The following is a 22891-nucleotide window of genomic DNA, read 5'->3' as shown; positions in this document are numbered from 1 at the left end:
TATCTGAGGCTGCGTTAATCGGGTTGAGCACCGCCTGTAAGGCTGTGGTTCGATGGGAATAGGGAATACGGGCGGTTCGCCAGAACGCTGGCTAATGCTCCCTCAGGCCTGCAGTATTCTAGGAAAGCTTAAGGAGATCCAATAGATGTTGATTCTTACCCGCCGCGTGGGCGAAACACTGATGATAGGTGATGACGTCACCGTGACCGTGCTGGGCGTCAAAGGTAACCAGGTTCGCATCGGTGTCAATGCGCCTAAGGATGTTTCTGTGCATCGCGAAGAGATTTATCAGCGTATTCAGCGCGAAAAATCCGGCGATCAGGAAGATCAGGAATAAAACTTAAAAAAACCCTTTTCTTTTGAAAATCAAACTCGTATAGTACGCCCCGTTGTCGAGGTGAGATGGCCGAGTGGCTGAAGGCGCACCCCTGCTAAGGGTGTATATCGCAAGGTATCGAGGGTTCGAATCCCTCTCTCACCGCCATTTTTTTAGGTAAGCGCCCGTAGCTCAGCTGGATAGAGTACTTGGCTACGAACCAGGCGGTCGCACGTTCGAATCGTGCCGGGCGCACCACTTAAAAAAATACGTCAACAAGTTTGTCCCTTTGAGGGGATATACAGGAAGCGCCCGTAGCTCAGCTGGATAGAGTACTTGGCTACGAACCAGGCGGTCGCACGTTCGAATCGTGCCGGGCGCACCACTCCTGTAACAACCTCACTGCTTTAGCGCCCGTAGCTCAGCTGGATAGAGTACCTGGCTACGAACCAGGCGGTCGCACGTTCGAATCGTGCCGGGCGCACCACTACAGAACAACGTAGTGTTTTAAAGCAGCTTTCCATACCCCAGTAAAATCTCAGTCTGACGACGAACCCAATCTCAAAGCGGATATCACTCCAGAAAGAGTACTTGGGCTATTCGGTCGCCGCAGGCGCCACCAGACGGTCACAGGCTCCACTCGTGCCGGGCGCACCACTACAGAACAACGTAGTGTTTTAAAGCAGATTTCCATACCCCAGTAAAATCGCAGTCTGACGACGAACCCAATCTCAAAGCGGATATCACTCCAGAAAGAGTACTTGGGCTATTCAGTCGCCGCAGGCGCCACCAGACGGTCACAGGCTCCAATCGTGCCGGGCGCACCACTACGAAAGAATGTAGTGTCTCTAAAGCAGATTTTTTGAAGCAAGTATTATTCTGATCTTACTTCTCAGTTCTACCTCTAGCTTCATCAATACCCTGTTCCTCCTCTTTTGCGTTTCCAATCTGTTTTACTAGCTCATGTTAGATAGCTGCAATTGGCATTCTGCCTTGCTAGCCCCTAGCCCCTAGCCCCTAGCCCCTTCGAACCTCGAACCTCGCACCTCGCTGTCTGCCCTTGGTCGGATAGAGTACTTGGGCTATTCAGTCGCCGCAGGCGCCACCAGACGGTCACAGGCTCCAATCGTGCCGGGCGCACCACTACAGAACAACGTAGTGTTTTAAAGCAGCTTTCCATACCCCAGTAAAATCTCAGTCTGACGACGAACCCAATCTCAAAGCGGATATCACTCCAGAAAGAGTACTTGGGCTATTCGGTCGCCGCAGGCGCCACCAGACGGTCACAGGCTCCACTCGTGCCGGGCGCACCACTACAGAACAACGTAGTGTTTTAAAGCAGATTATTCCGAGAGAGTCCTGAACCGGCAGCAGCCACCAGGGCAATATCTCAGCTCTCAGCTCTCAGCTCTCAGCTCTCAGCTTTTTCTCTAGTTTCATCAAAACCCTGTTCTACATTCTCAGTCTGTTTTCCTGGCACTCGCTAGGTACTGGCTTGTCTTGTCTCTAGCCCCTAGCCTCTAGCCCCTTGAGCCTTCGAACCTCGAACCTCGAACCTCGAACCTCGAACCTCGAACCTCGAACCTCGCACCTCGCCCCTCGCACCTCGCCCTGAAGCCTGGACAAGGTTCTGACTCTGGGCGTGTGATCCGGTATAATCGTGACCCTCCGTTTTCCCTGTTCTGCTTTCCTGGTCCGCGACATGAAATTTATCGTCAAGCTATTTCCCGAAATCACCATCAAGAGCCGCCCCGTGCGCAAGCGCATGATTCAGCGCCTGGGGACCAATCTGGAAGTCACGCTGCGTCGTGTCGATGAACAGATCAAGGTGCGCAACAACTGGGACAAGATTGATGTCGTGTGCGGCCCAGGCACTGAGCATCTGCGTGACGAAGTCGTCACTGTGCTGTCTCGCACGCCCGGTGTGCATGCCTTTCTTGAAGTGAGGGAATTTCCTCTGGTCGACTTCCATGACGCTTACGAGCGCACACGGGACGCCTACGCCGAACTTCTGCGTGGCAAAACCTTCAAGGTGCGGGTCAAGCGTACCGGTCGCAACCATGATTTCACTTCCGTGGACATGGAGCGCTATATCGGCGGCGGTCTGAATCAGCATACGGAAGCGGCCGGCGTCGATGTGCGCACGCCGCAGGTGTGGGTCGATCTTGAAATCGTGGACGATCGCATGTTTATCGTGACCGAGCGCCATAAGGGTCTGGGCGGCTTCCCGCTGGGAACCCAGGAGCCGGTACTGTCGCTGATCTCCGGTGGCTTCGATTCGGTGGTGGCCTCGTACATGACCATGCGTCGCGGCTGCAAAACCCATTTCATCTTCTTCAATCTCGGCGGTCATGCCCACGAGATCGGCGTCAAGCAGGTCGCCTTGCATCTGTGGCAGCGTTACGGCTCCAGCGCGCGGGTCAAGTTTGTAACCGTGCCCTTCGAGGAGGTCATCGGCGAGCTGCTGCAGAACGTGCACCATTCCTACATGGGGGTCATTCTCAAGCGCATGATGCTGCGGGCAGCAGAACGGGCGGCCGATTTCATGAAGATCGATGCCCTGGTGACTGGGGAAAGCGTGGCCCAGGTGTCGAGCCAGACCCTGACCAACCTGGCACTGATCGACAAGGCGACCGACAAGCTGGTGCTGCGGCCGCTGGTGACCTCCGACAAGCAGGACATCATCGATCTGTCGAAGGAGATCGGTGCCTTTGAATTTGCCAGAAGCATGCCAGAATATTGCGGCGTGATTTCGGATCGCCCGACCACCCGAGGCAAGATGGAGCGGGTGCTGGAAGAAGAGGCTAACTTCGATTTTGAAGTGCTGGAACAGGCGCTGAAGAAAGTGCAGGTGATACCCATCGACGAGATCGTCGAGAACGTAAACGCCCATGCCGCGGTTGAAGCCCTGACTCGGGTCGGTGCCAACCAGGTGATTGTGGATATCCGTGCCAGCCACGAGCAGGAAAAGAAGCCGCTCAACATGCCCGGCTGCGAAATCCTGACCATCCCGTTTTTCAAGCTTGGTGCTGAAGTGGAAAATTTCGATGCTGACCGCGAGTACCTGCTGTACTGCGAAAAGGGCGTGATGAGTCAGATGCAGGCGCACCACCTGCAGGAAAAGGGCTTTGGCAACGTCAAGGTCTTCCGTCCCGAAAGCGCCTGAAGGTCGGGCTAAGCTACCGCAAAAGGGCGCCTCTTGGGCGTCTTTTTTGTACCATTTAATAGCTGAGTTTAATCGAAATAGGGTCAGCTATAAGTTTTCTTAAATGCCTGCCATAAATTATGCAGTCGCCTGGCGTCTCCACTGTTCCCCCTAATTTGACTAAACTAGGTGCGCTTATGTTGCCGGGATCAGGCGTTTTCGGCTAAATTGAATCCGATTAATTCTTATAAAATTCGATCTATTTGTTGTTAAGTTCTTGAAAAACAAAAGAACTTTAAGCGAATTAGATAGCGACTGGATTAACACAAGGAGCATCCAACGATGGATAGTCTGCTCTCCGAAGGCCTCGAACTGATGGTGTTCGGCATGGGATTCGTGTTCGTTTTCCTGACGTTGCTGGTATTCGTTACCGGTCTTATGTCCAAGCTTGTTATGAAATACGGCCCCGCGCCTGAAATAAAACAGGCTAAAAAGCGTAAACCGGCCTCTGCGTCGGCTTCTGCCAGTGCTCCAGCCGCCGACAATGACGAGCTGGTCGCCGTGATCAGTGCAGCGGTACACAAGTTCCGCTCAAACTGACGGCAGTGCTAATGAAAAGAATAAATGCATTCATTCGACTAAAGGCCCTTTAAACATGTCTGATGCAAAGAAACCGCTAGGCATTACCGAACTGGTACTGCGTGATGGTCACCAGTCTCTGCTGGCTACCCGCATGCGCCTGGACGACATGCTCCCGATTGCCGACAAGCTCGATCAGGTCGGTTACTGGTCCACGGAAAGCTGGGGTGGTGCAACCTTTGACTCCTGCATTCGCTACATTGGCGAAGACCCGTGGGACCGTATCCGCGAACTGAAAAAGGCCATGCCGAATACCCGCCAGCAGATGCTGCTGCGCGGCCAGAATTTGCTGGGCTACCGTCACTACGCTGACGATGTGGTTGCCCGCTTTGTGGATCGTGCTGCCAACAATGGCGTCGACGTATTCCGCATCTTTGATGCGATGAACGATCCGCGTAACCTGGCCGCCGCCATCAAGGCCGTCAAGGCGACTGGCAAGCATGCCCAGGGCACCATCTCCTATACCACCAGTTCTGTTCACACCCTGGACAACTGGGTGGATTACGCCAAGACCCTGGAAGACATGGGTGCGGAGTCCATCTGTATCAAGGATATGTCCGGCATCCTCAAGCCCTACGAGGCGTTTGACCTGGTATCCCGTCTGAAGAACCAGACTCAGCTGGAAGTTCAGCTGCAGTCCCATGCCACTTCAGGTCTGGCAGACATGACGCTGCTCAAGGCCATCGAAGCGGGCATCGACCGCGTCGATACCTCCATTTCCTCCATGTCCATGACCTATGGCCACACCGCGACTGAAACTGTGGTTGCCACCCTGGACGGTACTGACCGTGATACCGGTCTGAACCTGGAGCTGCTGGAAGAAATAGCGGCCTACTTCCGCGACGTCCGCAAAAAATACGCCAAGTTTGAAGGCTCCCTGCGCGGTACTGATTCGCGCATTCTGATTGCTCAGGTGCCAGGCGGCATGCTGACCAACATGGAAGGCCAGCTGCGCGAACAGGGCGCAGCCGACAAGTTTGACGAAGTGCTGGCCGAAATCCCCCGCGTACGCGCAGATCTGGGTCTGATCCCGCTGGTAACGCCCACCTCCCAGATAGTGGGCACCCAGGCGGTTATCAATGTCCTGATGGGTGAGCGTTACAAGAGCATCTCCAAGGAAGTGCAGGCGATCCTGAAAGGTGAATACGGCGCTGCTCCTGCGCCTTACAACGCCGAACTGCAGGCACGTGTACTGGATGGCAAGGAACCCATTACCTGCCGTCCGGCCGACATGCTTGAGCCCGAGCTGGAAAAATTGACCATTGAACTGCGCAAGCAGGCCCAGGAAAAAGGCATCAGCCTGGAAACGGGTGACAATGAGATTGATGATGTTCTGACCTACGCCCTGTTCCCGCAAATTGGGCTTAAATTCCTGGAAAATCGCGGCAACCCCGACGCATTTGAACCTGCACCGACTCTAGAGGACGCTCAGACCATGGCTGCACCGAAGAAATCCGGCCCTGAAGTTTACACTATCACCGTTAACGGCCAGAACTACGTGGTTCAGGTCGCTGAAGGTGGTGATATCTCCGCAATCTCCAAGGCTGCTGCGCCTGCAGCCGCCACTGCCGCTGCCGCACCGGCTGCTGCAGAGGGTGAAGATGTACCAGCACCGCTGGCTGGCAACATCTGGAAAGTGGAAGTGGAAGTGGGTCAGGCCGTGCAGGAAGGTGACGTACTGGTGATCCTCGAAGCCATGAAGATGGAAACCGAAGTCCGCGCCGCCCGCGCAGGTACTGTGGTTGCCGTCGACGTTAAGGAAGGCGACGCAGTTCAGGTGGGTGATGCCCTCCTGAGCCTGGCGTAATCGGGGAAGGATCCAAATGGATAAGCTGATAACTCTGCTGACTGCCTCGGGGATATACAATATCTCCGGCGGCCAGTTTGTGATGATCGTGGTCGGCCTTTTGCTGCTGTACCTGGCGATCAACAAAAACTTTGAGCCGCTGCTGCTGGTGCCGATTGGCTTCGGTGGCATCATGGCCAACATTCCAGAAGCGGGTCTGGCCTTTTCTGCGGTTGAGAACGCCGTACATTTCGCCAAGCCGGAGCTGATGCAGGCCTTGGCGTCGGTGCTGAATGTTGTCGGCACTGACCCCGATGAAATCCTGCACGCCTACCATGTCTCGGCGCCTTCGGTGCATGCGACAGCTTCCCTGGTCGCCCAGGATGGCGGTTACAGCAACGGCATGCTGTACAACTTCTATCTGGTGGCCATTGCCTCAGGTGCTGCACCCCTGCTGATCTTTATGGGCGTGGGCGCCATGACCGACTTCGGTCCTCTGCTGGCCAACCCTAAGACTCTGTTCCTGGGCGCGGCGGCACAGTTCGGCATCTTCGCCACTGTGCTCGGAGCCATAGGCCTGACGACCCTGGGTGTGATGGATTTCAGCATTCAGGACGCGGCAGCCATTGGTATCATCGGTGGTGCCGACGGCCCGACCGCCATCTACGTCACCACGCTGCTGGCACCCCAGCTGCTGGGTGCGATTGCAGTTGCTGCCTACTCCTACATGGCGCTGGTGCCACTGATTCAGCCGCCGATCATGCGTGCACTCACTACTGAGGCAGAGCGCAAGATCAAGATGAGTCAGCTGCGTCACGTGACCAAGCTGGAGAAGATCCTGTTCCCGATTTCGTTGCTGATTCTGGTCGCTCTGCTGCTGCCGGATGCCGCACCGCTGCTGGGCATGTTCTGCTTCGGTAACCTGATGCGCGAATGTGGTGTGGTGGACCGCCTGAGCGATACCGCTCAGAACGCCCTGATCAACATCGTCACCATCTTCCTGGGTCTGTCGGTCGGTTCCAAGCTGTCCGCCGACAAGTTCCTGGACGTGCAGACGCTGGGTATCCTGGTGCTGGGTATCATTGCCTTCGGTATAGGTACCGCTTGTGGCGTACTGATGGCCAAGGTCATGAACAAGATGGCCGGAGGCAATTCAATCAACCCGCTGATCGGCTCCGCCGGCGTCTCGGCCGTGCCGATGGCGGCCCGCGTATCCAACAAGCTGGGACTGGAGTCCAACGCGCAGAACTTCCTGCTGATGCACGCCATGGGCCCGAACGTCGCTGGCGTTATCGGCTCTGCGGTGGCAGCCGGTGTGATGATCAAGTTTGTCGGTTAAGCGACAGACTGCTGGATAAAAAGGGGCCGTCGATGACGGCCCCTTTTTTGTGGCTGGCATTATTTTATCCACAAGCTTCAAAGTTGCAGGGGAACTTGCTCTGGCGGCCATCAGCGAATGATAAGACGGGGCAGCCAGCGCTGTTCCAGCTCGGTTTCGTTGATGTCGTGGATGCCAAAGGGCGGTTGGGTCAAGTCATCGGGCGGGGCTGCAAGCTGGTTTAGATCTACGGCCCGTGCCTCGCCTTCAATACCACCGTCTGTGACCGTCATCCGGTAATAGACGCCATTCCAGAAGTTGGCGCCAAACTGGCTTGGGGGTTTGAACATGAATAGCAGATCGTGTTCGAGCCAGCGCAGGTCAGTTTCGCTCAGTGTGTGAGGGTTGTCGTAGGGGTAGGGGAGAAAGCACATGTGCTCCGGGCCTTCGAGGCACTTCATTTCCTTCATTGACAGGAAGTGGTCGGCGAAGCGGCCCGTATCCACCTCCAGCTGATACGCCACCAGATCGCTGCCGGCCTGCTGTTGCAGCTCGACACGGCCGATCCTGTGTTCGCTGCCCTGATTATCTAGCAGGTAGATACTGCGGTCGCCGAGCGGCAGGGAGGCCGCTGAGGCAATTGGCATTTGCCACAGCAGCAGGGTAACGGCTGCGGCATGGCGGGCAAGCGTGGCGAGTCTCATCATTCATTTCCTCTTCAGGCCAGGCTCTCAATGCAGGATTGAGGCTGAAGAGTCCAGTCTAGGGATGCTTGCCAGCTTCACAATGGTACTTAGGTACTCCCGTAGTGGTGCAGCAATGGGCCCGGTTTCCTTTCAGCACCCCGCCAGCACTTCCAGATGTGCCTGCACTGAAAAGCCCAGTGCCACCGGGTTGTAGCCGCCCTCCAGCACCGACACTATACGGCCGTTACAGCATTGGCGTGCCACATCGGTGAGCAGTTCGGTGGCCCAGCGGTAATCCTCTTCGGTCAGTTCCAGGTCCGCCATGGGGTCTTCCGCGTGAGCATCAAAGCCTGCGGAGATAAAGATGATATCGGGTTTGTGGGTCTGCAGTGCAGGTAGCCAGCGGTCTTCCAGCGCATGGCGAAACAGCGCCGGTTTGCTGTAGGCCGGCAGTGGGCAGTTGAGAATATTGTCGCGCTGAATATCCTGGTAGCGCTCGGGATAATAGGGGTGCTGGAAGGTCGAGCACACCAGCACTTCGGGCCTGTCCTTGAAGATATCCACAGTGCCGTTGCCGTGGTGCACGTCGAAGTCGACGATGGCGACCCGCTGTACCGAGGGCTGCTGCAGCGCATGCAGGGCACCTATGGCCACGTTGTTGTAGAAGCAGAATCCCATGGCGAGGTTCTGTTCGGCGTGGTGTCCGGGTGGGCGTATGGAGCAAAAGGCGTTCTGGCTGGCGCCGCTGAGTACCAAATCGGTGGCCTGGATGCTGGCGCCCGCGGCCAGAGTGGCCGCATTCAGGGTATCGGGGCAGAGCGCGGTATCGTCATCGGCATGGAAAATGCCTTCTTCGGGCTGCTGCCGTTCAAGCCCGGTGCGGTGCTGGCGGCTATGAGCCTGCTCTATCTGCAAGGTACTGGCCGGGATGGCGCTGTATTCTGCCAGATCCTGCATCAGACCGGTGCGTTCGAGCACCTTGCGGATGGCCAGCAGGCGCAGCGGGCTTTCGGGATGCTCCGGCCCCATATTATGCAGGCTGCAGTCAGCGTGGGAGATGAATGCGGTGGTCATGCAGGCGTACTCTTGTCGTTATCATTTTTATGGGTGCGGCTATGGTGCTTTGGGCGTGGTCTGGCTCTGTAGTGCGAGGCTCAATGCCTGAGTTAAGTACCTGAGTGTAGCGAATCGTTGCGCCGCTGGCTGCTAGCTATAGGTATAAGCCAATATGGCGACCTATTTGTGTTTCGGGTCGCAGTACGCCTTTCTTGATTCACGCCGGCCTCTTATACTCGGCTATTGCAACGGCAGTATTAAGGAATCCGCCCTCGGTGACGAACAGGAAGGTCGACTATTCAGACAAGCGGGTGTTGCTGATTGATAGCAGCGGCAATGTCCGCTCGGCGATCTTCCATATGCTGCGTCGCCTGGGTGTGCACAATATTCAGGCGGTGAGCATTAATGACCGTGTGTTCAGCCTGATCTCCGAGGGCGGCTTCGATCTGATTCTGCTCGGTCACAACGGCAGCGATGCGGTTTCCGGTATCCAGATTCTGGAAGAGGCCCGCTACCGTGGCTATATGAAACCAAGCGCAGGCTGGGTTTTCATGACCAGCGACGCCAGCCAGGAGATGGTGCTGCATGCTATCGACAGCCGTCCCGATGTTCTGCTCACCAAGCCCTTCAGTATTGACGAACTCAAACTGCGCCTAGATAGCCTGGTGTGTCGCAAGGCGGTACTGCGTCCGGTGGATATGGCGCTGGAAATGGGAGATTTGCCCCGCGCCATAGAGGCCTGTGATGAGCGGGTACCTAAGCATGATCCGCTGTTTGATTTTGTGCAGCAGGTTAAGGGCAAGTTGCTGATCCAGGCGCGCCGGTTTCAGGAAGCACGGGTGCTGTCTGAGGCCCGCTACTGGCAGAGTCAGGACAAGGAAGCCGGGTTGCACCTGGCCGAAGCCCTGGCGGGACTGGGTCAATTGCGTGATGCGGTGGGCGTACTGGAGGGTTTGATCGAGCATTATCCGTTGCTGATCGGCGCCTATGATCTGCTGGCCATCGTACATGAGCGTCTGGGTGAGCTGCCCGCCGCCCGTGAGGCACTGGTGGATGCCACCACGCGCAGCCCGATGGGTATTCCGCGGCAGATGGAGCTGGGTCGGGTCTCGACCCAGACCCGCAATCTGGACAGCGCCGAGACAGCCTATCGCAAGTCCATTGTGCTGGGGCGCCACAGTGTCTTCCGTTCCCCCGAGCCTTTTCTGAAACTGGCCAATATTCAGCGCCTTGCGCTGGCTGATGCCGATGCGCGCCAGGCGGGACAGCTGCGAGATGCCTTTGACCAGTCTCTCAATCAGGCGCTGTTCCAGTTTCCACGGGACAGTCGTTGCAAAATCCAGGTGGCATTGCTGCGCCGCCAGTTGTTCGAGGACCTGGGGGAGGCCGCCGAAGCCGAACGCATGGAGCGCGAAGCCGAGATGGTTAACCGGACGCTCGAAGCACCGCTGGATCTCAAGCGCGAACAGCTGCGGGTGAGTGCCGACAAGGTGCCGCTGCTGGAGCCCGAAACGCCAATGTTGGCGCTGGTGCCGCCAGATACCGGGAAGCGCGATCCGGCCATGAGTCTGAAGGTCAACCGTCTGGGCGTGAAGCATTACCGCGTCGGCAAGGTTCCCCAGGCACTGCGCTACTTCGGCATGGCCATCGAATACGACCCCGCCAATGCGGCGGCGCTGCTCAATCTCGCCCAGCTGTTTCTGGAGTCCGGTCGTGATACCGAAACAAGGCGCGATGAGCGCCTGCGCATGGTGGATAGGTATCTGCACCTGGCCGCCACTCTGTCGATGAAGGGCGATATGCAGGCACGGCAGATGTTGCTTAAACGCCTGCGGACCCTGCCCGTGGAGCAGCTCCCCCAGGGCAGCCTGGGAGCGCTGCTGCGTTAGTGGCGCAGGCGCTTCAGCGCCTGCCTGGACCATGTGGTAAAATTCCCCCAGTCTTTTGAGTAACAGCAGTGGAACAGAGTGAATGACAGGGAACAGCACCTCAGTGGTCGAAGAAATTAAACCCAAGCGGCGCTCGCGCATCAGGGAGGGCCATGAAACCCGCATACTGGTGGCGGCGGAAGACGTGTTTGCACAGTTTGGCTATAACGGCGCTTCGGTTGAAGCCATCGCCGAGCGGGCCGGCATGTCAAAGCAGAACATGCTTTATTATTTTTCATCCAAGGAAATTCTCTACCATCAGGTACTGAAGACGATTCTCGACATGTGGCTCGAGAAAATGACGCTGCTGGCGCAGGCCGGTGAAGACCCCGCCGCCATGCTGGAAAACTATATTAGGGGCAAGTTCGAAATCTCCCGCACCCATCCTAACGGCTCCAAGGTGTTTGCCAACGAGATCATCAATGGCGCGCCGCATCTGAAGGAGTATCTGCGTGAGCGGCTGTTGCCCCAGCTCGAAGCAGATCTTGCGCTGGTACGGGGCTGGATTGCCGATGGGATTGTTGATCCCATCGAGCCTGAACATCTGTTTTTTACCATCTGGGCATCCACCCAGACCTATGCGGATTTTTCGGCGCAGATTGAGTTGTCGCTGGGCAAAGAGAGTCTGGAGGCGGATGATTTTACGCGGGCGGGGGATTTTTTGACCCATATTATATTGAAGGGAATAGGGTTGAAATCTTGATGCGCTGAAGCTGAGAGACGGTCGGGTATTTCAGCGGGTAAACTTGCATGTATCGATGTCATATCCGCTCTAAAATAAAAATAACTTCAAAGGTGATGCCACTGAATCCTGAATCCTGAATCTATTGTCTGATTTTAGGTGATCGGCGTATCACTTGTTTTGTTAAAATATTCCTAATTAAACTGGAAAGTAAATAATGGTTAATAGCTCATCTCGTTTTGGGTCTGTCTTGCTGTTTATCGCTATTTTCGCCCTTCTAGGGGTCGTGCTGACAATGTTTGGTGCTCGTTTTGGCTTATGGGAGCCTATCGTTGGCTTTGGTCTTATCCGCACCTATCTGAACCCTGTTGGCTACGGTGTGATCAGCCTGGGCGCGCTCGGATTAGTCTATCAACTTGTAACGCGTAATAGTGCAGGTGCCGTCAAGGCTGCTGCCGCAAGCCTGATCGGGGTCGGTTTACTGGCTCCTATGATTTACGGATCTATTCAGCCAGCGAAACAGTTTCCGCCCATCCACGATATTACGACTGATACAAGTCATCCACCGGTGTTTAGGGTGCTGGATGATAGCCGGGCAGGCGCCAGAAACTCCTTAGTCTACGGTGGTCCTGAGATCGCGGCAGAGCAGAGAAAGGCCTATCCTGATATTGCGCCAATTCAGTCCAGCAAGCCTGCATCCGAAGCCTTTGCTGAGGCATTGCGTGTCGCCAAGGCGATGGGTTGGGAGATTGTTGCACAAGACCCGAGTGAAATGCGCCTTGAAGCGACCGCCAGAACATCTGTATATGGTTTTATGGATGATGTCGTTGTTGTGGTGACTCCCGTAGACAGCGCCAGCCGTGTTGATATTCGCAGTGTGTCGCGCATAGGGCGCGGTGACAGGGGTGTGAATGCGGCGCGTATCAGGGCGTTTATTAAGGCGTTTGAAGGCGAGTAAGCTGTTTTATTTAATCTCTGGCGGACTACTTTATTTGCATGCGCAAGGGAAGTAACCTGGGTTATCTTAAAGAATGCGTCCTATGTTATGCCCTGGTACGGAATCAGCGGCTTTTGTCGGGTGCTAATGAGCCTGTGAATTGCATCGTGTGGCGCTCGCTGCTAATTTGATCTGGTTTAGATGGTTTAGATGGTTGAATGAGATTAAGGTGATTGTGTTGGAGCCTGTGCAGGCTGGGATATCGGAGCAGTTTGATGGTTTGTGTTGCGCCTTGCTGGCGCGTTACTTTCTTTGCACGCGCAAATAAAGTAACCAAGGCTTTTTACCTTGAAGAATGCGCCTCCGATGAAGCCTTTTCGCAGCGCTCTGACGTAATAGTGCGGGCGACCTGCCCTCAAGGTGAAGAGTCGGTTCATCCATGTACCTCATCGGAGGCGCAATAGTCCCTGTTGCGCCCCTTAGGGCCAATTCGCCGCCTGACCTCAGTGCTCGCCGGCTTCATAAGGGGGCGGCTGCCAACTTCACCTTTTCCGCCAGCAGTTATAGATTATGAAATTCAATGCCGATAATTTCCTTAGCTAGCGGATGAACTACTTATATTCAAAACCAAAGGCACGTGATCACTAACCTTTATCCAGTCATTGTGGTTACCTATCTCAAGGTTGCTGATTCCGGAAGTGTCTTCTGACGTGAAAACATAATCTATGTGATAAGCCTTTTCAGTATTTCGGTGGAGAAAAAACGTTGGCCTGCTTTCCTTTCCCTGTGCCTCATTAAACTGTTTGTGGTAAAGGCTTCGAACACCTATTGCATCAAGCTCCGATAAGACATCAGAATGGTTCCACCACCTGTCAGGTTTATCCCATATAACATTGCTATTGAAGTCACCAATAATTATTGTTCTCATTCCTGATAATTCTTTTCGATGGATCTGCAAGTATTTCCAGAACTGTCCCATATATCCGAAAGCTTGTTCATTACTACCTTTTGTCCAGACTGCCAAAACTGTAAGATGATCGTTGATCGTAAATGGTAAGAATAGTTTTAATTCATCTGTGCTCCATTGAAGTGCCGCGCTGCTGCTTTCTAACTCAGTGAGCTTAAAATCCCCTTGCCAATTGAGGCGTTTAATCGTGTTACCTTTTTTGGGAAATACACCAATTCCTCTATTTTTAGATTCTCCTATCCAAAGGTATTCACCAGCCCAGTTTCTATACTCAGGGTTGGACTTTTCTGGGTTCTCACACTCTTGGATAACTAGTACGTCGGCGTCAAAACTGTTGACTTCGTCCAGCTTTTTTCTCAATACGTCGTTACAATTCCAATTTACGATTCTCATATGCGATACCGTTAACGCCGGAAAAAAGGGTTTATTTGTAGGGTAGCCCGACTATGTCTGAGCTTGCACGGATACTAACAGCATTGTGCTTCTGTTAATAAAACAGATGATTAACATTTAACCCCTTTTGAAAGTTTCATGGAGGTTTAGGTTAAGAGTTCTACACAGTGTCCAATAGCGGGGACACCTTTGTTTTTTGATATTAGGTAACTTTTTCACTGTTCGCCACTGAAAATTGATTAACTAATTTTAGGGAGTCGCCCATATACCTCCCGATATTATCAGTGTATGCCTGTAATTAGTTGCGTGGCTGTAGAGTGCTATCGGGGTTACAGGCGTAGAGCAAATAATTAAATTTCTGATTACTGCCGCGGGTTTCAGTTGCCTTTCCAAGCCCTTTATAAGCTGGCGCAGGGCTTCTTGGCCGCACATCCTTTGCGTTTTCTCTTGCAGACAGTGCTTGTTGGGTCACAAGGCATGTCGGTCATCAGAAAAAATAGCACCGCGCTGGCCTGCGAGCGCCACACTCTGTCTCGCACCTCGCACCTCGCACCTCGCACCTCGCACCTCGCACCTCGCACCTCGCACCTCGCATTTGCGCCACCTGTAAAAAAATATTTGACCAGTTGGCAAAATTTGATGTAAGTTAAATTTACCGTTTGGTAAAAAGTTGTTGTGCAGGCACGGCGACCTTTCACCAGAACAATGTTAGGAGCCTTTCGGGCTTAGCCGGTTGTAGCGAGGGAAAGGCCGTTTTGAGGCAGTTTTTGAACTCTTTTGAGGCGAATAGCGGGGCTATTTAACAAGAAAGAGTGCGAAAAATGACCAAAATCGACTTTTCCGCAGTAGACCAGTGCTAAGTCCGACAGGCTCCAGGCCCCACCAAAAACAATAACGGAGGCTGTGATCATGATGCTGACCCGCACACAGGCGCTGGCGCTGGAACAGGCGAGCGGCGCAGAATTCAAGACACTAGGTCTGCAGGCCGCCGCCGTGCGTGATATGCACTGGGGCCGCACTCTGACTTATTCACGCAAGGTCTTCGTACCGCTGACCAATATGTGCCGCGACGACTGCGGCTACTGCACCTTTGTGCAGAAACCCGGTTCCCCCAATGCCCGTGTAATGACGCCCGATGAAGTCATGGCCGTGGTGCATGAAGGTGAGCGTCTGGGCTGCAAGGAAGTGCTCTTTAGCCTCGGCGAGAAGCCCGAGTTGCGTTATCCACAGGCCCGGGAAGCGCTGGCGCAGCTGGGACACAGCAGCATGGTGGATTACCTGGCGCAGATGTGTGAACGCGTGCTGGCAGAATCCAGCCTGCTGCCCCATGTGAATGCCGGCACCCTGTCGGATGAGGATATCCACAAGCTCAAGCCCGTCAGCGCCAGCATGGGCATGATGCTCGAGAACGTCAGCCGCCGGCTGATTCAGCGTGGCGAGGCCCACTATGCCTGTCCCGACAAGGTGCCGGTACAGCGTATCCGTACTTTGGAGAGGGCCGGCGAGCAGGGTGTGCCTTTCACCACCGGCATTCTGATCGGTATAGGCGAGACCTGGTCCGAGCGGGTCGACAGCCTTATCACCATCAATAATCTGCACCGCCGCTACGGCCATATTCAGGAAGTTATAGTACAGAACTTCCGTGCCAAGCCCGGTACCGCCATGGCGAATCACCCGGAACCGGATCTGAACGATATGGTGCGCACCCTGGTGCTGGCCCGTCTGCTGCTGGATCCGAGCATCAGCATACAGGCGCCGCCTAATCTGCAGCAGCGCTTTGGCGCCTATATAGCCGCGGGCATCAATGACTGGGGCGGCATTTCACCGCTCACGCTTGATCACATCAACCCGGAACGTGCCTGGCCGCAGATTGAATCCCTGCGCAGCTCGACCGCTGACTGCGGTTACGGCCTGCAGGAGCGTCTGGCGGTGTACCCGCACTATCAGCAATACCCGGATCGCTTTTTCGCCGGCCCCATCGCCGCCCGCCTGGCTGGCATCGCCCGTGGCGATGGTCTGGCGCTGGCGCAATGTCATTGAACAGGAGAAAAGCCATGAATGCCGCTGTCCCCCACAAGATCGCGCTGGCACCGAGGGTGCCGCAGGAGCTTTTCAACCCGGCTGTGAGCACAGAAGTTCGTGCCATTTTGCAGCGGGCCCTGGACGGTGAGGAGTTGAGCGAAGCGCAAGGCGTGGTGCTCTTTGGCACCGAAGGCGCCGAGCTGGATGCGCTCACCGCCACCGCCGATGCCGTGCGGCAGCAGCGTGTTGGCGATCGCGCCACCTTCGTGGTCACCCGCAATATCAATTACACCAATGTTTGCTACATGGGCTGCAAGTTCTGCAACTTTGCCAAGCGCAAGGATGACCCCGAGGCCGAGTTCTTCGATCTGGATGAAATCGTTCGCCGCGCGCAGGAAGCCTGGGACAGGGGCGCCACCGAGGTGTGTATCCAGGGCGGGTTGCACCCGGATCTGCCGGTGCATTTCTACCGCGACATGCTCAAGGCCATCAAGAGTGTGCTGCCGGGCATGCATATTCATGCGTTCTCGCCGTTTGAAATCTGGTTTGGTGCCCGCAAGAGCAAGATGTCCTACGCCGATTTTATTCAGGATCTGATGGATCACGGTTTGGGCTCGATGCCGGGTACCGCCGCCGAGATCCTGGATACGGATATCCGTAAGCGGCTGACGAAGGACAAACTCACCACCGAACAGTGGGTCGAGATTATCCAGACCGCCCATCGCCTGGGTCTGCCGACCACCGCCACCATCATGTACGGCCATATAGACGGCCCCGAGCACTGGGCGGCACATCTGGCGCTGTTGCGTACCATCCAGCAGAAGACCGGCGGTTTTACCGAGTTCGTGCCACTGGGCTTTATCCACTACAAGACGCCGCTCTATCTGGAAGTGGCGGGCGTGCGCCCCGGCCCTACGCGACACGAGCATATCCGCATGCACGCCGTGGCACGACTGATGCTTAATGGCTGGATCGATAATATCCAGGCCTCCTGGGTCAAGCTCGGCACCGACCTTGCGCAGCAGATGCTGGCCGCAGGAGTCAATGACCTGGGTGGCACCCTGATGAACGAAAGCATCTCCCGTGCCGCCGGTGGCGAGCATGGCCAGGAAATGCAGCCAGAAGAGCTGATCGGCATGATGCGTGCCATGGGACGTGAACCGGTGCGCCGCAATACTCTCTATCGCCCGCTGCAAGTTTTCGACCGTGCAGCTGCATCTGATGCTGCGTTCGAAGCACTGCCCCAGTCGCTGCTGGCCGGAGGCATGGCATGAGTGCCCAGGCGCCGAAAATCACCCTGCTGGCCGGCGGTGGCGGTGGTGCCAAACTGGCCATGGGGCTTGCCGCGATACTGCAGCCCGGCCAGCTCTCGATCATCGGCAACGTGGCGGATGATCAGGAATTCCATGGCCTCTGGGTCTCGCCGGATATAGATACCATCACCTACAGCCTGGCCGGGCTGATCGATCGCAACAAGGGCTGGGGACTGGCGAATGAAACCAGCCGTACCCTGGAAGGCCTGGCACGCCTGGGGTCCGATGACTGGATGTACCTGGGGGACCAGGATTTCGCCACCCATATCTATCGCACCGAACTGCGCCGCCAGGGTGTGCGTCCGAGCGCCATCGCCCAGACCATCGCCCGGGCGCTGGGGGTAACGGCCAATATACTGCTGCCCAGTGACGACCGCATGCAGACCGAGGTCAAAACCGCCCGTGGCTGGCTGTCGTTCCAGGAATACTTTGTGCGTGAACAGTGCCGCCCCGAGGTACTGGAGCTGCGAATTCAGGGGCTGGAGGAGGCGCGCCCGACTGAAGAGGCGCTGGCGGCCATCCGTGATGCCGACCTGCTAATTCTTGCGCCCAGCAATCCGCTGGTGAGCATAGGCCCGATTCTGGCGCTGCCGGGTATCCGCAGTGCCTTTGAAGCGGCCAGGTGCCCCAAGATCGCGGTATCGCCACTGATCGGCGGCCAGACGGTGAAGGGGCCTGCGAACCGCATGCTCAAGGCGGCGGGTTACAGCTGCAGCAACCTGGGCGTGGCCGACTGTTACCGGGGGCTGATCGATAGCCTGGTCATTGATGTCAGTGACAGCGCTGATGTGGCGGCCCTGCAGGCGCGCGGGCTCAAGACGCTGGTGACCCAGACATTGATGAGCAGCGATGCCGACAAGGCATGCCTGGCCCGTGAAGTGCTGGCCGTGGCTGGATTGGCTGGAGCTGGGCTGGCGTCGCAACCGGATCAGTCTGAGCGGGTGTCGGCATGAGTCTGAAAACCCTGATCGTGATCCCGGTGAAGGATTTCGCCAGTGCCAAGTCGCGCCTGCGTCCGGTGCTCGGCGATACAGACCGCAGCCAGTTGGCCCGGCGCCTGTGCGAACGCACCCTGAGCTTTTTTTGCACGCATTTTCCGGATTATCCACTGCTGGTGGTCACGGCTTCTGCCGCCATCGGCGACCTGGCCCGCGGCTATGGTGCTGCTGTGCTGCGCGAGCTGCGCCCGGCGGGACTGTCGGGGGCGGCGGCACTGGCGGCGCACTGGAGTAAAAAACATGGCTTTGATTCTCAGCTGCTGGTACCGGCGGATATAGCACGCCTCGATGCCGACGAGTTTCGCACTCTGCTGTGCCAGCCAAGACCTGCACCCTCGGTGCTGATCTGCCCGGCCAGCGACGCCGGCACTAATGCGCTGCTGACCACACCGCCGGATGTGGTGCCCTTTTGCTTTGGCCCGAATTCCAGCGACGCGCACCAGAGGGCCGCGCTCAAACGTTCGGTGCCCTGTGAGCTGCTGCACTTTGATCATATGCGCTTCGATCTTGATACCCCGGATGACCTTCACAGCCTGATGCATCAACACAGCGGCGATCTGCCGCGGGAACTGGTGACCCTATGGAATCTTTAATACAGAACAACGCAGCACAAGGCATGGCATTCAGCAGCGCCCCGACTGATCCCGCTGTGGTGCACCGTGCCGCCAGAGCGGTCCGCCCTGCGGCCAGTACGAGCATTGCCATGCAGGTGCTGCCGGGTATTCCGGACATAGCGCCGGGGGATGATCTGGCCGCGCTGCTGCTCGAATCCATCGAACGGGCGGCGCTCAGTCTGCAGGACGGCGACATCCTGGTGATCGCCCACAAGGTGGTCTCCAAGGCCGAAGGCCGGATCACGCGCCTGGCCGATGTGGTACCGGGGGAGAAGGCACGTCAGCTTGGCCTGGAGCTGAACAAGGATCCGCGCAAGGTCGAAGTAATTCTGGGGGAATCCAGCCGTGTGGTGCGGGCCATCAAGCGCCCCGGCCAGCTCGAAGGCACCCTGATCGCCGAGCACCGGCTGGGCTTTATCTGCGCCAATGCCGCGGTGGATGAATCCAATGTCGGCGCCGAGGAAACCGTCATCCTGCTGCCGGAAGATCCGGATCGCAGCGCCCGGGAAATCTGCGCGCTGCTGGAACGTGCCAGTGGTGTGCGTCTGGGCGTGGTGATTACCGATACCTTCGGCCGGCCCTGGCGCATGGGGCTGGTGAATGTGGCGGTGGGCCTTGCCAAGGTGCCGAGCCAGATCGATCTGGTGGGTGAGCGTGATGCCTTCGGGCGCGAGCTTTCGGTCACGGTACCGGCGCTTGCCGATGAGCTCGCGGCGGCCTCGGGTCTCTTGATGAGCAAGGATGGCAAGACCCCGGCGATTCTGTTCCGCGGCATAGACTGGACACCGGACAACAGCTCGGCGCGTGACCTGGTGCGCCCGCAGCAGGAAGACCTGTTTCGCTAAACCCCACGGGGTCGCAATGATTGCAGTTTGAAACGAAAAAACTCAACCGACATCAATGTGAACAAAAAGAACAAGAGGAAGGGTATCGATGAAAATCTCAATTCTGGGTGGTACGGGTCCTCAGGGCCGGGGTCTGGCACTGCGCTTTGCCCGTGCGGGTATAGAGGTCGCAATTGGCTCGCGTGAGGCGGCCCGTGCGGCAGATGCGGCCACGGAGCTTGGCGCTCTGCTGAACCCTGCGGCAGCTGCGATCAGCGGTCATGATATTCGCGCAGCGGTGGCGCAGGCCGATGAACTGGTGATTCTGGCGGTGCCTTACAGCGCCCATGATGCCACGCTTGAGTCCATCAAGGATCTGCTGGTGGGCAAGGTACTGATCGATATCGCCGTGCCTCTGGCCCAGGGCGATCCCAAGCGCGTGGCCATGCCGGCGGCGGGTTCCGCCACTGAAGCGGCCCAGGCGCTGCTGGGCGAGAGCATCCCGGTGGTGGGCGCGCTGCATAACGTATCGGCCACGGTACTGAACGATCTGGACCACAGCATCAATTGCGATGTGCTGGTGTGCGGTAATGATCTGGCGGCCAAGGAAAAGGTGATCGAGCTGATTCGCAAGCTGGATGTGGCCGCCTACAACTGCGGCCCGGCCGAGAGTGCCCGTTGCATCGAGGCCATCACACCCATTCTTATCCGTTTGAATATCTCCAAGAAAGTGCCTTTTACCCACGCCGGTATTCGCATCTGCCCCCCGGATGCGCATTAATTTTCATCCTCGATAAAAACAAAGACTCAGGAGAGTGACTATGGAATTTGGTATCTGCTTTAAAGGTTTTGTCAGCCACGACCGTGCCCGCACACTGGTGAAACAGGCCGAGGACGCCGGCTTTGACTACTGCTGGTTCTACGACTCCCATATCCTGTGGCGTGAATGCTACCCGGCTATCGCCATGTGCATGGAGCATACCTCGCGCATCAAGTTCGCCCCCTGCGTAACCAATCCCAATGCCCGTGACTGGTCGCTGGCGGCCAGCCTGTTCGGCAGCCTGGCCAAGCAGAGCGGTGGCCGCTTTGAAGTAGGCCTGGGGCGCGGCGATAGCTCGGTGCGCGTGATGGGCAAGAAGCCCGCGACTCTGGCCCGCGTGGCCGAGTTCACCACCAAGGTGAAAGCCATGGTACGTGGTGAGGAAGTGATGTACGGCGAATGCCCGGAGCCGGTGCAGTTTCCCTGGGCTGAAGGCTACGAGCTGCCGGTCTATATAGGTGCCTACGGCCCCATGGCGCTGAAAACCGCAGGGGAGGTGGGTGATGGCGTGATTCTGCAGATCGGCGAACCCGCGCTGATCAAGTGGCTGGCGGATCAGGCCATCGCCGCCGGTGTCGAGGCAGGGCGTGATATGTCGAACTTCAAGGTTATAGCTGCAGCGCCGGCTTATTTTGGCGACAGGGCCAGCTGTGTTGAGTCCACCAAGTGGTTCCCGGCCATGGTGGGTAACCATGTGGCCGATATCGTTGAGAAGTACGGTACCGACAGTGGCCTGGTGCCCAAGAGCCTGACCGACTATATCGAGAAACGCAAAGGCTACGACTACTCCAAGCATGGCCAGAGTGATAACCCATACCTGGATTTCATCACGCCGGAAATCGTTGAAAGTTTCTGCGTGCTGGGTGAGGCCGAGCAGCATATCGCCAAGCTAAACCATTTGAAGGAAGCCGGTACGACTCAGTTCAATATCTACCTGGACAATGGAGACGAGGAAAATATTATTGCCCAGTACGGCGAACATATTATCCCGCATTTCAAGGGTTAAAACTGGCTGATAAAAGGTCGCAGAAAATCCTTGTTAATAAATCGTTTGGTTTGTAACAAACACGATCTTTTATATCGCTAAAGGGGCAGTACGCTGTCCCCATTTTCGCTGCATTCGCTGAGCCTTGCGGGTGTGGAACGTTCGGAATTGACAGAGCTGAGTGAGAGAGTCTAATCATGCAGAAGATTACCGTTAATCAGCAGCGCCTCTGGGACAGCCTGATGCAGATGGGCGAGATCGGCGGCACCGAAAAAGGCGGCGTCTGCCGTCTGGCGCTGACGGATCTGGACAAGCAGGGGCGAGACCTTTTTGTCAGCTGGTGCAAGGACGCCGGCTGCAGTATCCGTATCGACAAAATGGGCAATATCTTCGCCCGCAGGCCAGGCCAGGACGACTCCCTGCCGCCGGTAGTTATGGGCAGCCACCTGGATACCCAGCCCACGGGCGGCAAGTTCGATGGTATCTACGGTGTACTGTCGGGGTTGGAAGTGATCCGCAGCCTGAATGATCAGGGTATCGAAACCCGCGCGCCCATCGAGGCCTCTGTCTGGACCAACGAGGAAGGTTCGCGCTTCCCGCCGGCCATGGTGGCATCGGGCGTTTTCGCCGGTGTCTTCGATCTGGAGTATGGCCTTAGCCGGGCGGATCTGGATGGCAAGACCATGGGTGAGGAACTGGAGCGCATTGGTTATTCTGGCCCCGATGAAGTGGGTGGTCGTCCTTTCAAGGCCTTCTTCGAGGCCCATATTGAACAGGGTCCGATTCTGGAGGATGAAGACAAACAGATCGGCGTAGTGACCGATGCCCAGGGGCAGCGCTGGTATGAAATCACCCTTACCGGGCAGGAATCCCACGCTGGTCCCACCCCAATGACAAGGCGCCGTGACGCCCTGGTGGGGGCTGCACGCCTGATCGATACGGTGAACCGCATCGGTATGGATCACCAGCCCAATGCCTGCGCCACCGTCGGCCTGGTGCAGGTGTTCCCGAACTCGCGCAACGTGATTCCGGGCCAGGTATTTTTTACCGTGGACTTCCGTCACCCGGATGCCAAGGTACTGGCCAAGATGGATCAGGAGCTGCGCGAAATCGCGGATCGGGTGTCCGGCGAGCTGGGACTTGAAATGAAGTTTGAGCAGATCTGGTACTCGCCGCCGGTGCCCTTCGATACCGCCTGTGTAAACTCTGTGCGTCAGGCCGCCGAAGAGTTCGGCTACAGCCACCGCGATATCGTCAGCGGTGCCGGCCACGATGCCTGCTATATCTCCCGTGTGGCGCCGACCTCGATGGTTTTCGTGCCCTGCGAAAACGGTATCAGCCATAACGAGGCGGAAAATGCCAAGGCGGAAGATCTGGCCGCCGGCTGCAACGTACTGCTGCAGGCGGTACTGGAGCGCGCCAACGACTGATTCCTTTCCTGTCATAACCCGGCATGAAGGTG

At 56.7% G+C, this 22891-nt stretch carries 20 protein-coding genes and 4 tRNA genes; 20 read left to right on the top strand and 4 right to left on the bottom strand.

Annotation, left to right across the window (positions count from 1 at the left end):
- Positions 1-145 precede the first annotated feature (145 nt).
- From csrA to MPRO_RS05260, 9 genes are all read left to right on the top strand, one after another.
- Positions 146-337: a carbon storage regulator CsrA gene (gene csrA / locus MPRO_RS05300; RefSeq protein WP_067288377.1), complete on the top strand. Its 192-nt coding sequence runs from the start codon at positions 146-148 to the stop codon at positions 335-337.
- 59 nt (positions 338-396) lie between these two features.
- A tRNA-Ser gene (locus MPRO_RS05295) sits at positions 397-484 on the top strand.
- Positions 485-497: 13 nt separating this feature from the next.
- Positions 498-574: transfer RNA gene (locus MPRO_RS05290), tRNA-Arg, on the top strand.
- A gap of 50 nt (positions 575-624) precedes the next feature.
- A tRNA-Arg gene (locus tag MPRO_RS05285) sits at positions 625-701 on the top strand.
- A 25-nt stretch (positions 702-726) separates the two neighbouring features.
- Positions 727-803, top strand: a tRNA-Arg gene (locus MPRO_RS05280).
- Between the two features lie 1215 nt (positions 804-2018).
- Positions 2019-3482, top strand: coding sequence for a tRNA uracil 4-sulfurtransferase ThiI (gene thiI, locus MPRO_RS05275; protein ID WP_067288374.1), 1464 nt, complete (start codon positions 2019-2021; stop codon positions 3480-3482).
- Positions 3483-3803: 321 nt separating this feature from the next.
- Entirely contained in the window at positions 3804-4061 is a 258-nt protein-coding gene (locus MPRO_RS05270) for an OadG family protein (protein WP_067288366.1), read from the top strand.
- Positions 4062-4116: 55 nt separating this feature from the next.
- On the top strand, positions 4117-5907 hold the full coding sequence (gene oadA / locus MPRO_RS05265) for a sodium-extruding oxaloacetate decarboxylase subunit alpha (protein ID WP_067288364.1): 1791 nt from the start codon (positions 4117-4119) through the stop codon (positions 5905-5907).
- Positions 5908-5923: 16 nt separating this feature from the next.
- A complete protein-coding gene (locus MPRO_RS05260) occupies positions 5924-7225 on the top strand; it encodes a sodium ion-translocating decarboxylase subunit beta (RefSeq protein WP_067288362.1) in 1302 nt (433 codons plus the stop codon).
- 110 nt (positions 7226-7335) lie between these two features.
- Here MPRO_RS05260 and MPRO_RS05255 read toward each other — a convergent pair whose 3' ends face one another.
- Entirely contained in the window at positions 7336-7911 is a 576-nt protein-coding gene (locus tag MPRO_RS05255; RefSeq protein WP_216821246.1) for a hypothetical protein, read from the bottom strand.
- A 129-nt stretch (positions 7912-8040) separates the two neighbouring features.
- A complete protein-coding gene (locus MPRO_RS05250; protein ID WP_067288357.1) occupies positions 8041-8964 on the bottom strand; it encodes a histone deacetylase family protein in 924 nt (307 codons plus the stop codon).
- 257 nt (positions 8965-9221) lie between these two features.
- Between MPRO_RS05250 and MPRO_RS05245 the strand changes: the two genes are divergently transcribed.
- The 3 genes from MPRO_RS05245 to MPRO_RS05235 all read left to right on the top strand — a co-directional run bounded on the left by MPRO_RS05245 (position 9222) and on the right by MPRO_RS05235 (position 12514).
- Complete coding sequence (locus MPRO_RS05245; RefSeq protein WP_067288335.1) at positions 9222-10835, top strand: tetratricopeptide repeat protein; 1614 nt, start codon at positions 9222-9224, stop codon at positions 10833-10835.
- 82 nt (positions 10836-10917) lie between these two features.
- A complete protein-coding gene (locus MPRO_RS05240) occupies positions 10918-11577 on the top strand; it encodes a TetR/AcrR family transcriptional regulator (RefSeq protein ID WP_067288332.1) in 660 nt (219 codons plus the stop codon).
- Positions 11578-11773: 196 nt separating this feature from the next.
- Positions 11774-12514 (top strand): DUF1499 domain-containing protein, encoded by a 741-nt coding sequence (locus tag MPRO_RS05235; protein WP_067288329.1) that lies wholly within the window; start codon positions 11774-11776, stop codon positions 12512-12514.
- 574 nt (positions 12515-13088) lie between these two features.
- On the opposite strand, the gene MPRO_RS05230 is transcribed toward MPRO_RS05235, so the two are convergent.
- Positions 13089-13853, bottom strand: a complete 765-nt coding sequence (locus MPRO_RS05230) for an endonuclease/exonuclease/phosphatase family protein (RefSeq protein ID WP_082708459.1) — start codon at positions 13851-13853, stop codon at positions 13089-13091.
- Positions 13854-14578: 725 nt separating this feature from the next.
- A complete protein-coding gene (locus tag MPRO_RS25715; RefSeq protein WP_158651757.1) occupies positions 14579-14764 on the bottom strand; it encodes a hypothetical protein in 186 nt (61 codons plus the stop codon).
- Between MPRO_RS25715 and cofG the strand changes: the two genes are divergently transcribed.
- From cofG to MPRO_RS05190, 8 genes are all read left to right on the top strand, one after another.
- Positions 14763-15893: a 7,8-didemethyl-8-hydroxy-5-deazariboflavin synthase CofG gene (cofG, locus tag MPRO_RS05225; protein ID WP_245635034.1), complete on the top strand. Its 1131-nt coding sequence runs from the start codon at positions 14763-14765 to the stop codon at positions 15891-15893. The genes MPRO_RS25715 and cofG overlap by 2 nt on opposite strands.
- A 14-nt stretch (positions 15894-15907) precedes the next feature.
- On the top strand, positions 15908-17149 hold the full coding sequence (gene cofH, locus MPRO_RS05220) for a 5-amino-6-(D-ribitylamino)uracil--L-tyrosine 4-hydroxyphenyl transferase CofH (RefSeq protein WP_082708458.1): 1242 nt from the start codon (positions 15908-15910) through the stop codon (positions 17147-17149).
- The gene (cofD, locus tag MPRO_RS05215) at positions 17146-18141 is read left to right on the top strand and encodes a 2-phospho-L-lactate transferase (protein ID WP_067288327.1); all 996 of its coding nucleotides are present in this window, start codon (positions 17146-17148) and stop codon (positions 18139-18141) included. The genes cofH and cofD overlap by 4 nt, the downstream gene beginning before the upstream one ends.
- Positions 18138-18779, top strand: a complete 642-nt coding sequence (gene cofC, locus MPRO_RS05210; protein WP_067288325.1) for a 2-phospho-L-lactate guanylyltransferase — start codon at positions 18138-18140, stop codon at positions 18777-18779. The genes cofD and cofC overlap by 4 nt, the downstream gene beginning before the upstream one ends.
- Complete coding sequence (cofE, locus tag MPRO_RS05205; protein ID WP_245635033.1) at positions 18767-19645, top strand: coenzyme F420-0:L-glutamate ligase; 879 nt, start codon at positions 18767-18769, stop codon at positions 19643-19645. Before cofC ends, cofE begins: the two co-directional genes overlap by 13 nt.
- 88 nt (positions 19646-19733) lie before the next feature.
- Positions 19734-20405 (top strand): NADPH-dependent F420 reductase, encoded by a 672-nt coding sequence (npdG, locus tag MPRO_RS05200; RefSeq protein ID WP_067288323.1) that lies wholly within the window; start codon positions 19734-19736, stop codon positions 20403-20405.
- 40 nt (positions 20406-20445) lie between these two features.
- Positions 20446-21450: a TIGR03842 family LLM class F420-dependent oxidoreductase gene (locus MPRO_RS05195; protein WP_067288320.1), complete on the top strand. Its 1005-nt coding sequence runs from the start codon at positions 20446-20448 to the stop codon at positions 21448-21450.
- 176 nt (positions 21451-21626) lie between these two features.
- Positions 21627-22859 (top strand): Zn-dependent hydrolase, encoded by a 1233-nt coding sequence (locus MPRO_RS05190; protein WP_067288318.1) that lies wholly within the window; start codon positions 21627-21629, stop codon positions 22857-22859.
- Positions 22860-22891 lie beyond the last annotated feature (32 nt).

This window comes from Marinobacterium profundum (genome assembly GCF_001528745.1).
In the GTDB taxonomy this organism is placed as follows: Bacteria; Pseudomonadota; Gammaproteobacteria; order Pseudomonadales; family Balneatricaceae; genus Marinobacterium_A; species Marinobacterium_A profundum.
Note: the sequence above shows the minus strand (reverse complement) of the source record. Positions and strands in the feature narration are given on the sequence as shown.

What these genes read in the sequence shown, in the direction of transcription:
- csrA (WP_067288377.1), top strand. Translation starts at nt 146, where the DNA reads ATGTTGATTCTTACCCGCCGCGTGGGCGAAACACTGATGATAGGTGAT.
- thiI (WP_067288374.1), top strand. Translation starts at nt 2,019, where the DNA reads ATGAAATTTATCGTCAAGCTATTTCCCGAAATCACCATCAAGAGCCGC.
- MPRO_RS05270 (WP_067288366.1), top strand. Translation starts at nt 3,804, where the DNA reads ATGGATAGTCTGCTCTCCGAAGGCCTCGAACTGATGGTGTTCGGCATG.
- oadA (WP_067288364.1), top strand. Translation starts at nt 4,117, where the DNA reads ATGTCTGATGCAAAGAAACCGCTAGGCATTACCGAACTGGTACTGCGT.
- MPRO_RS05260 (WP_067288362.1), top strand. Translation starts at nt 5,924, where the DNA reads ATGGATAAGCTGATAACTCTGCTGACTGCCTCGGGGATATACAATATC.
- MPRO_RS05255 (WP_216821246.1), bottom strand. Translation starts at nt 7,911, where the DNA reads ATGATGAGACTCGCCACGCTTGCCCGCCATGCCGCAGCCGTTACCCTG.
- MPRO_RS05250 (WP_067288357.1), bottom strand. Translation starts at nt 8,964, where the DNA reads ATGACCACCGCATTCATCTCCCACGCTGACTGCAGCCTGCATAATATG.
- MPRO_RS05240 (WP_067288332.1), top strand. Translation starts at nt 10,918, where the DNA reads ATGACAGGGAACAGCACCTCAGTGGTCGAAGAAATTAAACCCAAGCGG.
- MPRO_RS05235 (WP_067288329.1), top strand. Translation starts at nt 11,774, where the DNA reads ATGGTTAATAGCTCATCTCGTTTTGGGTCTGTCTTGCTGTTTATCGCT.
- MPRO_RS05230 (WP_082708459.1), bottom strand. Translation starts at nt 13,853, where the DNA reads ATGAGAATCGTAAATTGGAATTGTAACGACGTATTGAGAAAAAAGCTG.
- cofG (WP_245635034.1), top strand. Translation starts at nt 14,763, where the DNA reads ATGATGCTGACCCGCACACAGGCGCTGGCGCTGGAACAGGCGAGCGGC.
- MPRO_RS25715 (WP_158651757.1), bottom strand. Translation starts at nt 14,764, where the DNA reads ATGATCACAGCCTCCGTTATTGTTTTTGGTGGGGCCTGGAGCCTGTCG.
- cofH (WP_082708458.1), top strand. Translation starts at nt 15,908, where the DNA reads ATGAATGCCGCTGTCCCCCACAAGATCGCGCTGGCACCGAGGGTGCCG.
- cofD (WP_067288327.1), top strand. Translation starts at nt 17,146, where the DNA reads ATGAGTGCCCAGGCGCCGAAAATCACCCTGCTGGCCGGCGGTGGCGGT.
- cofC (WP_067288325.1), top strand. Translation starts at nt 18,138, where the DNA reads ATGAGTCTGAAAACCCTGATCGTGATCCCGGTGAAGGATTTCGCCAGT.
- cofE (WP_245635033.1), top strand. Translation starts at nt 18,767, where the DNA reads ATGGAATCTTTAATACAGAACAACGCAGCACAAGGCATGGCATTCAGC.
- npdG (WP_067288323.1), top strand. Translation starts at nt 19,734, where the DNA reads ATGAAAATCTCAATTCTGGGTGGTACGGGTCCTCAGGGCCGGGGTCTG.
- MPRO_RS05195 (WP_067288320.1), top strand. Translation starts at nt 20,446, where the DNA reads ATGGAATTTGGTATCTGCTTTAAAGGTTTTGTCAGCCACGACCGTGCC.
- MPRO_RS05190 (WP_067288318.1), top strand. Translation starts at nt 21,627, where the DNA reads ATGCAGAAGATTACCGTTAATCAGCAGCGCCTCTGGGACAGCCTGATG.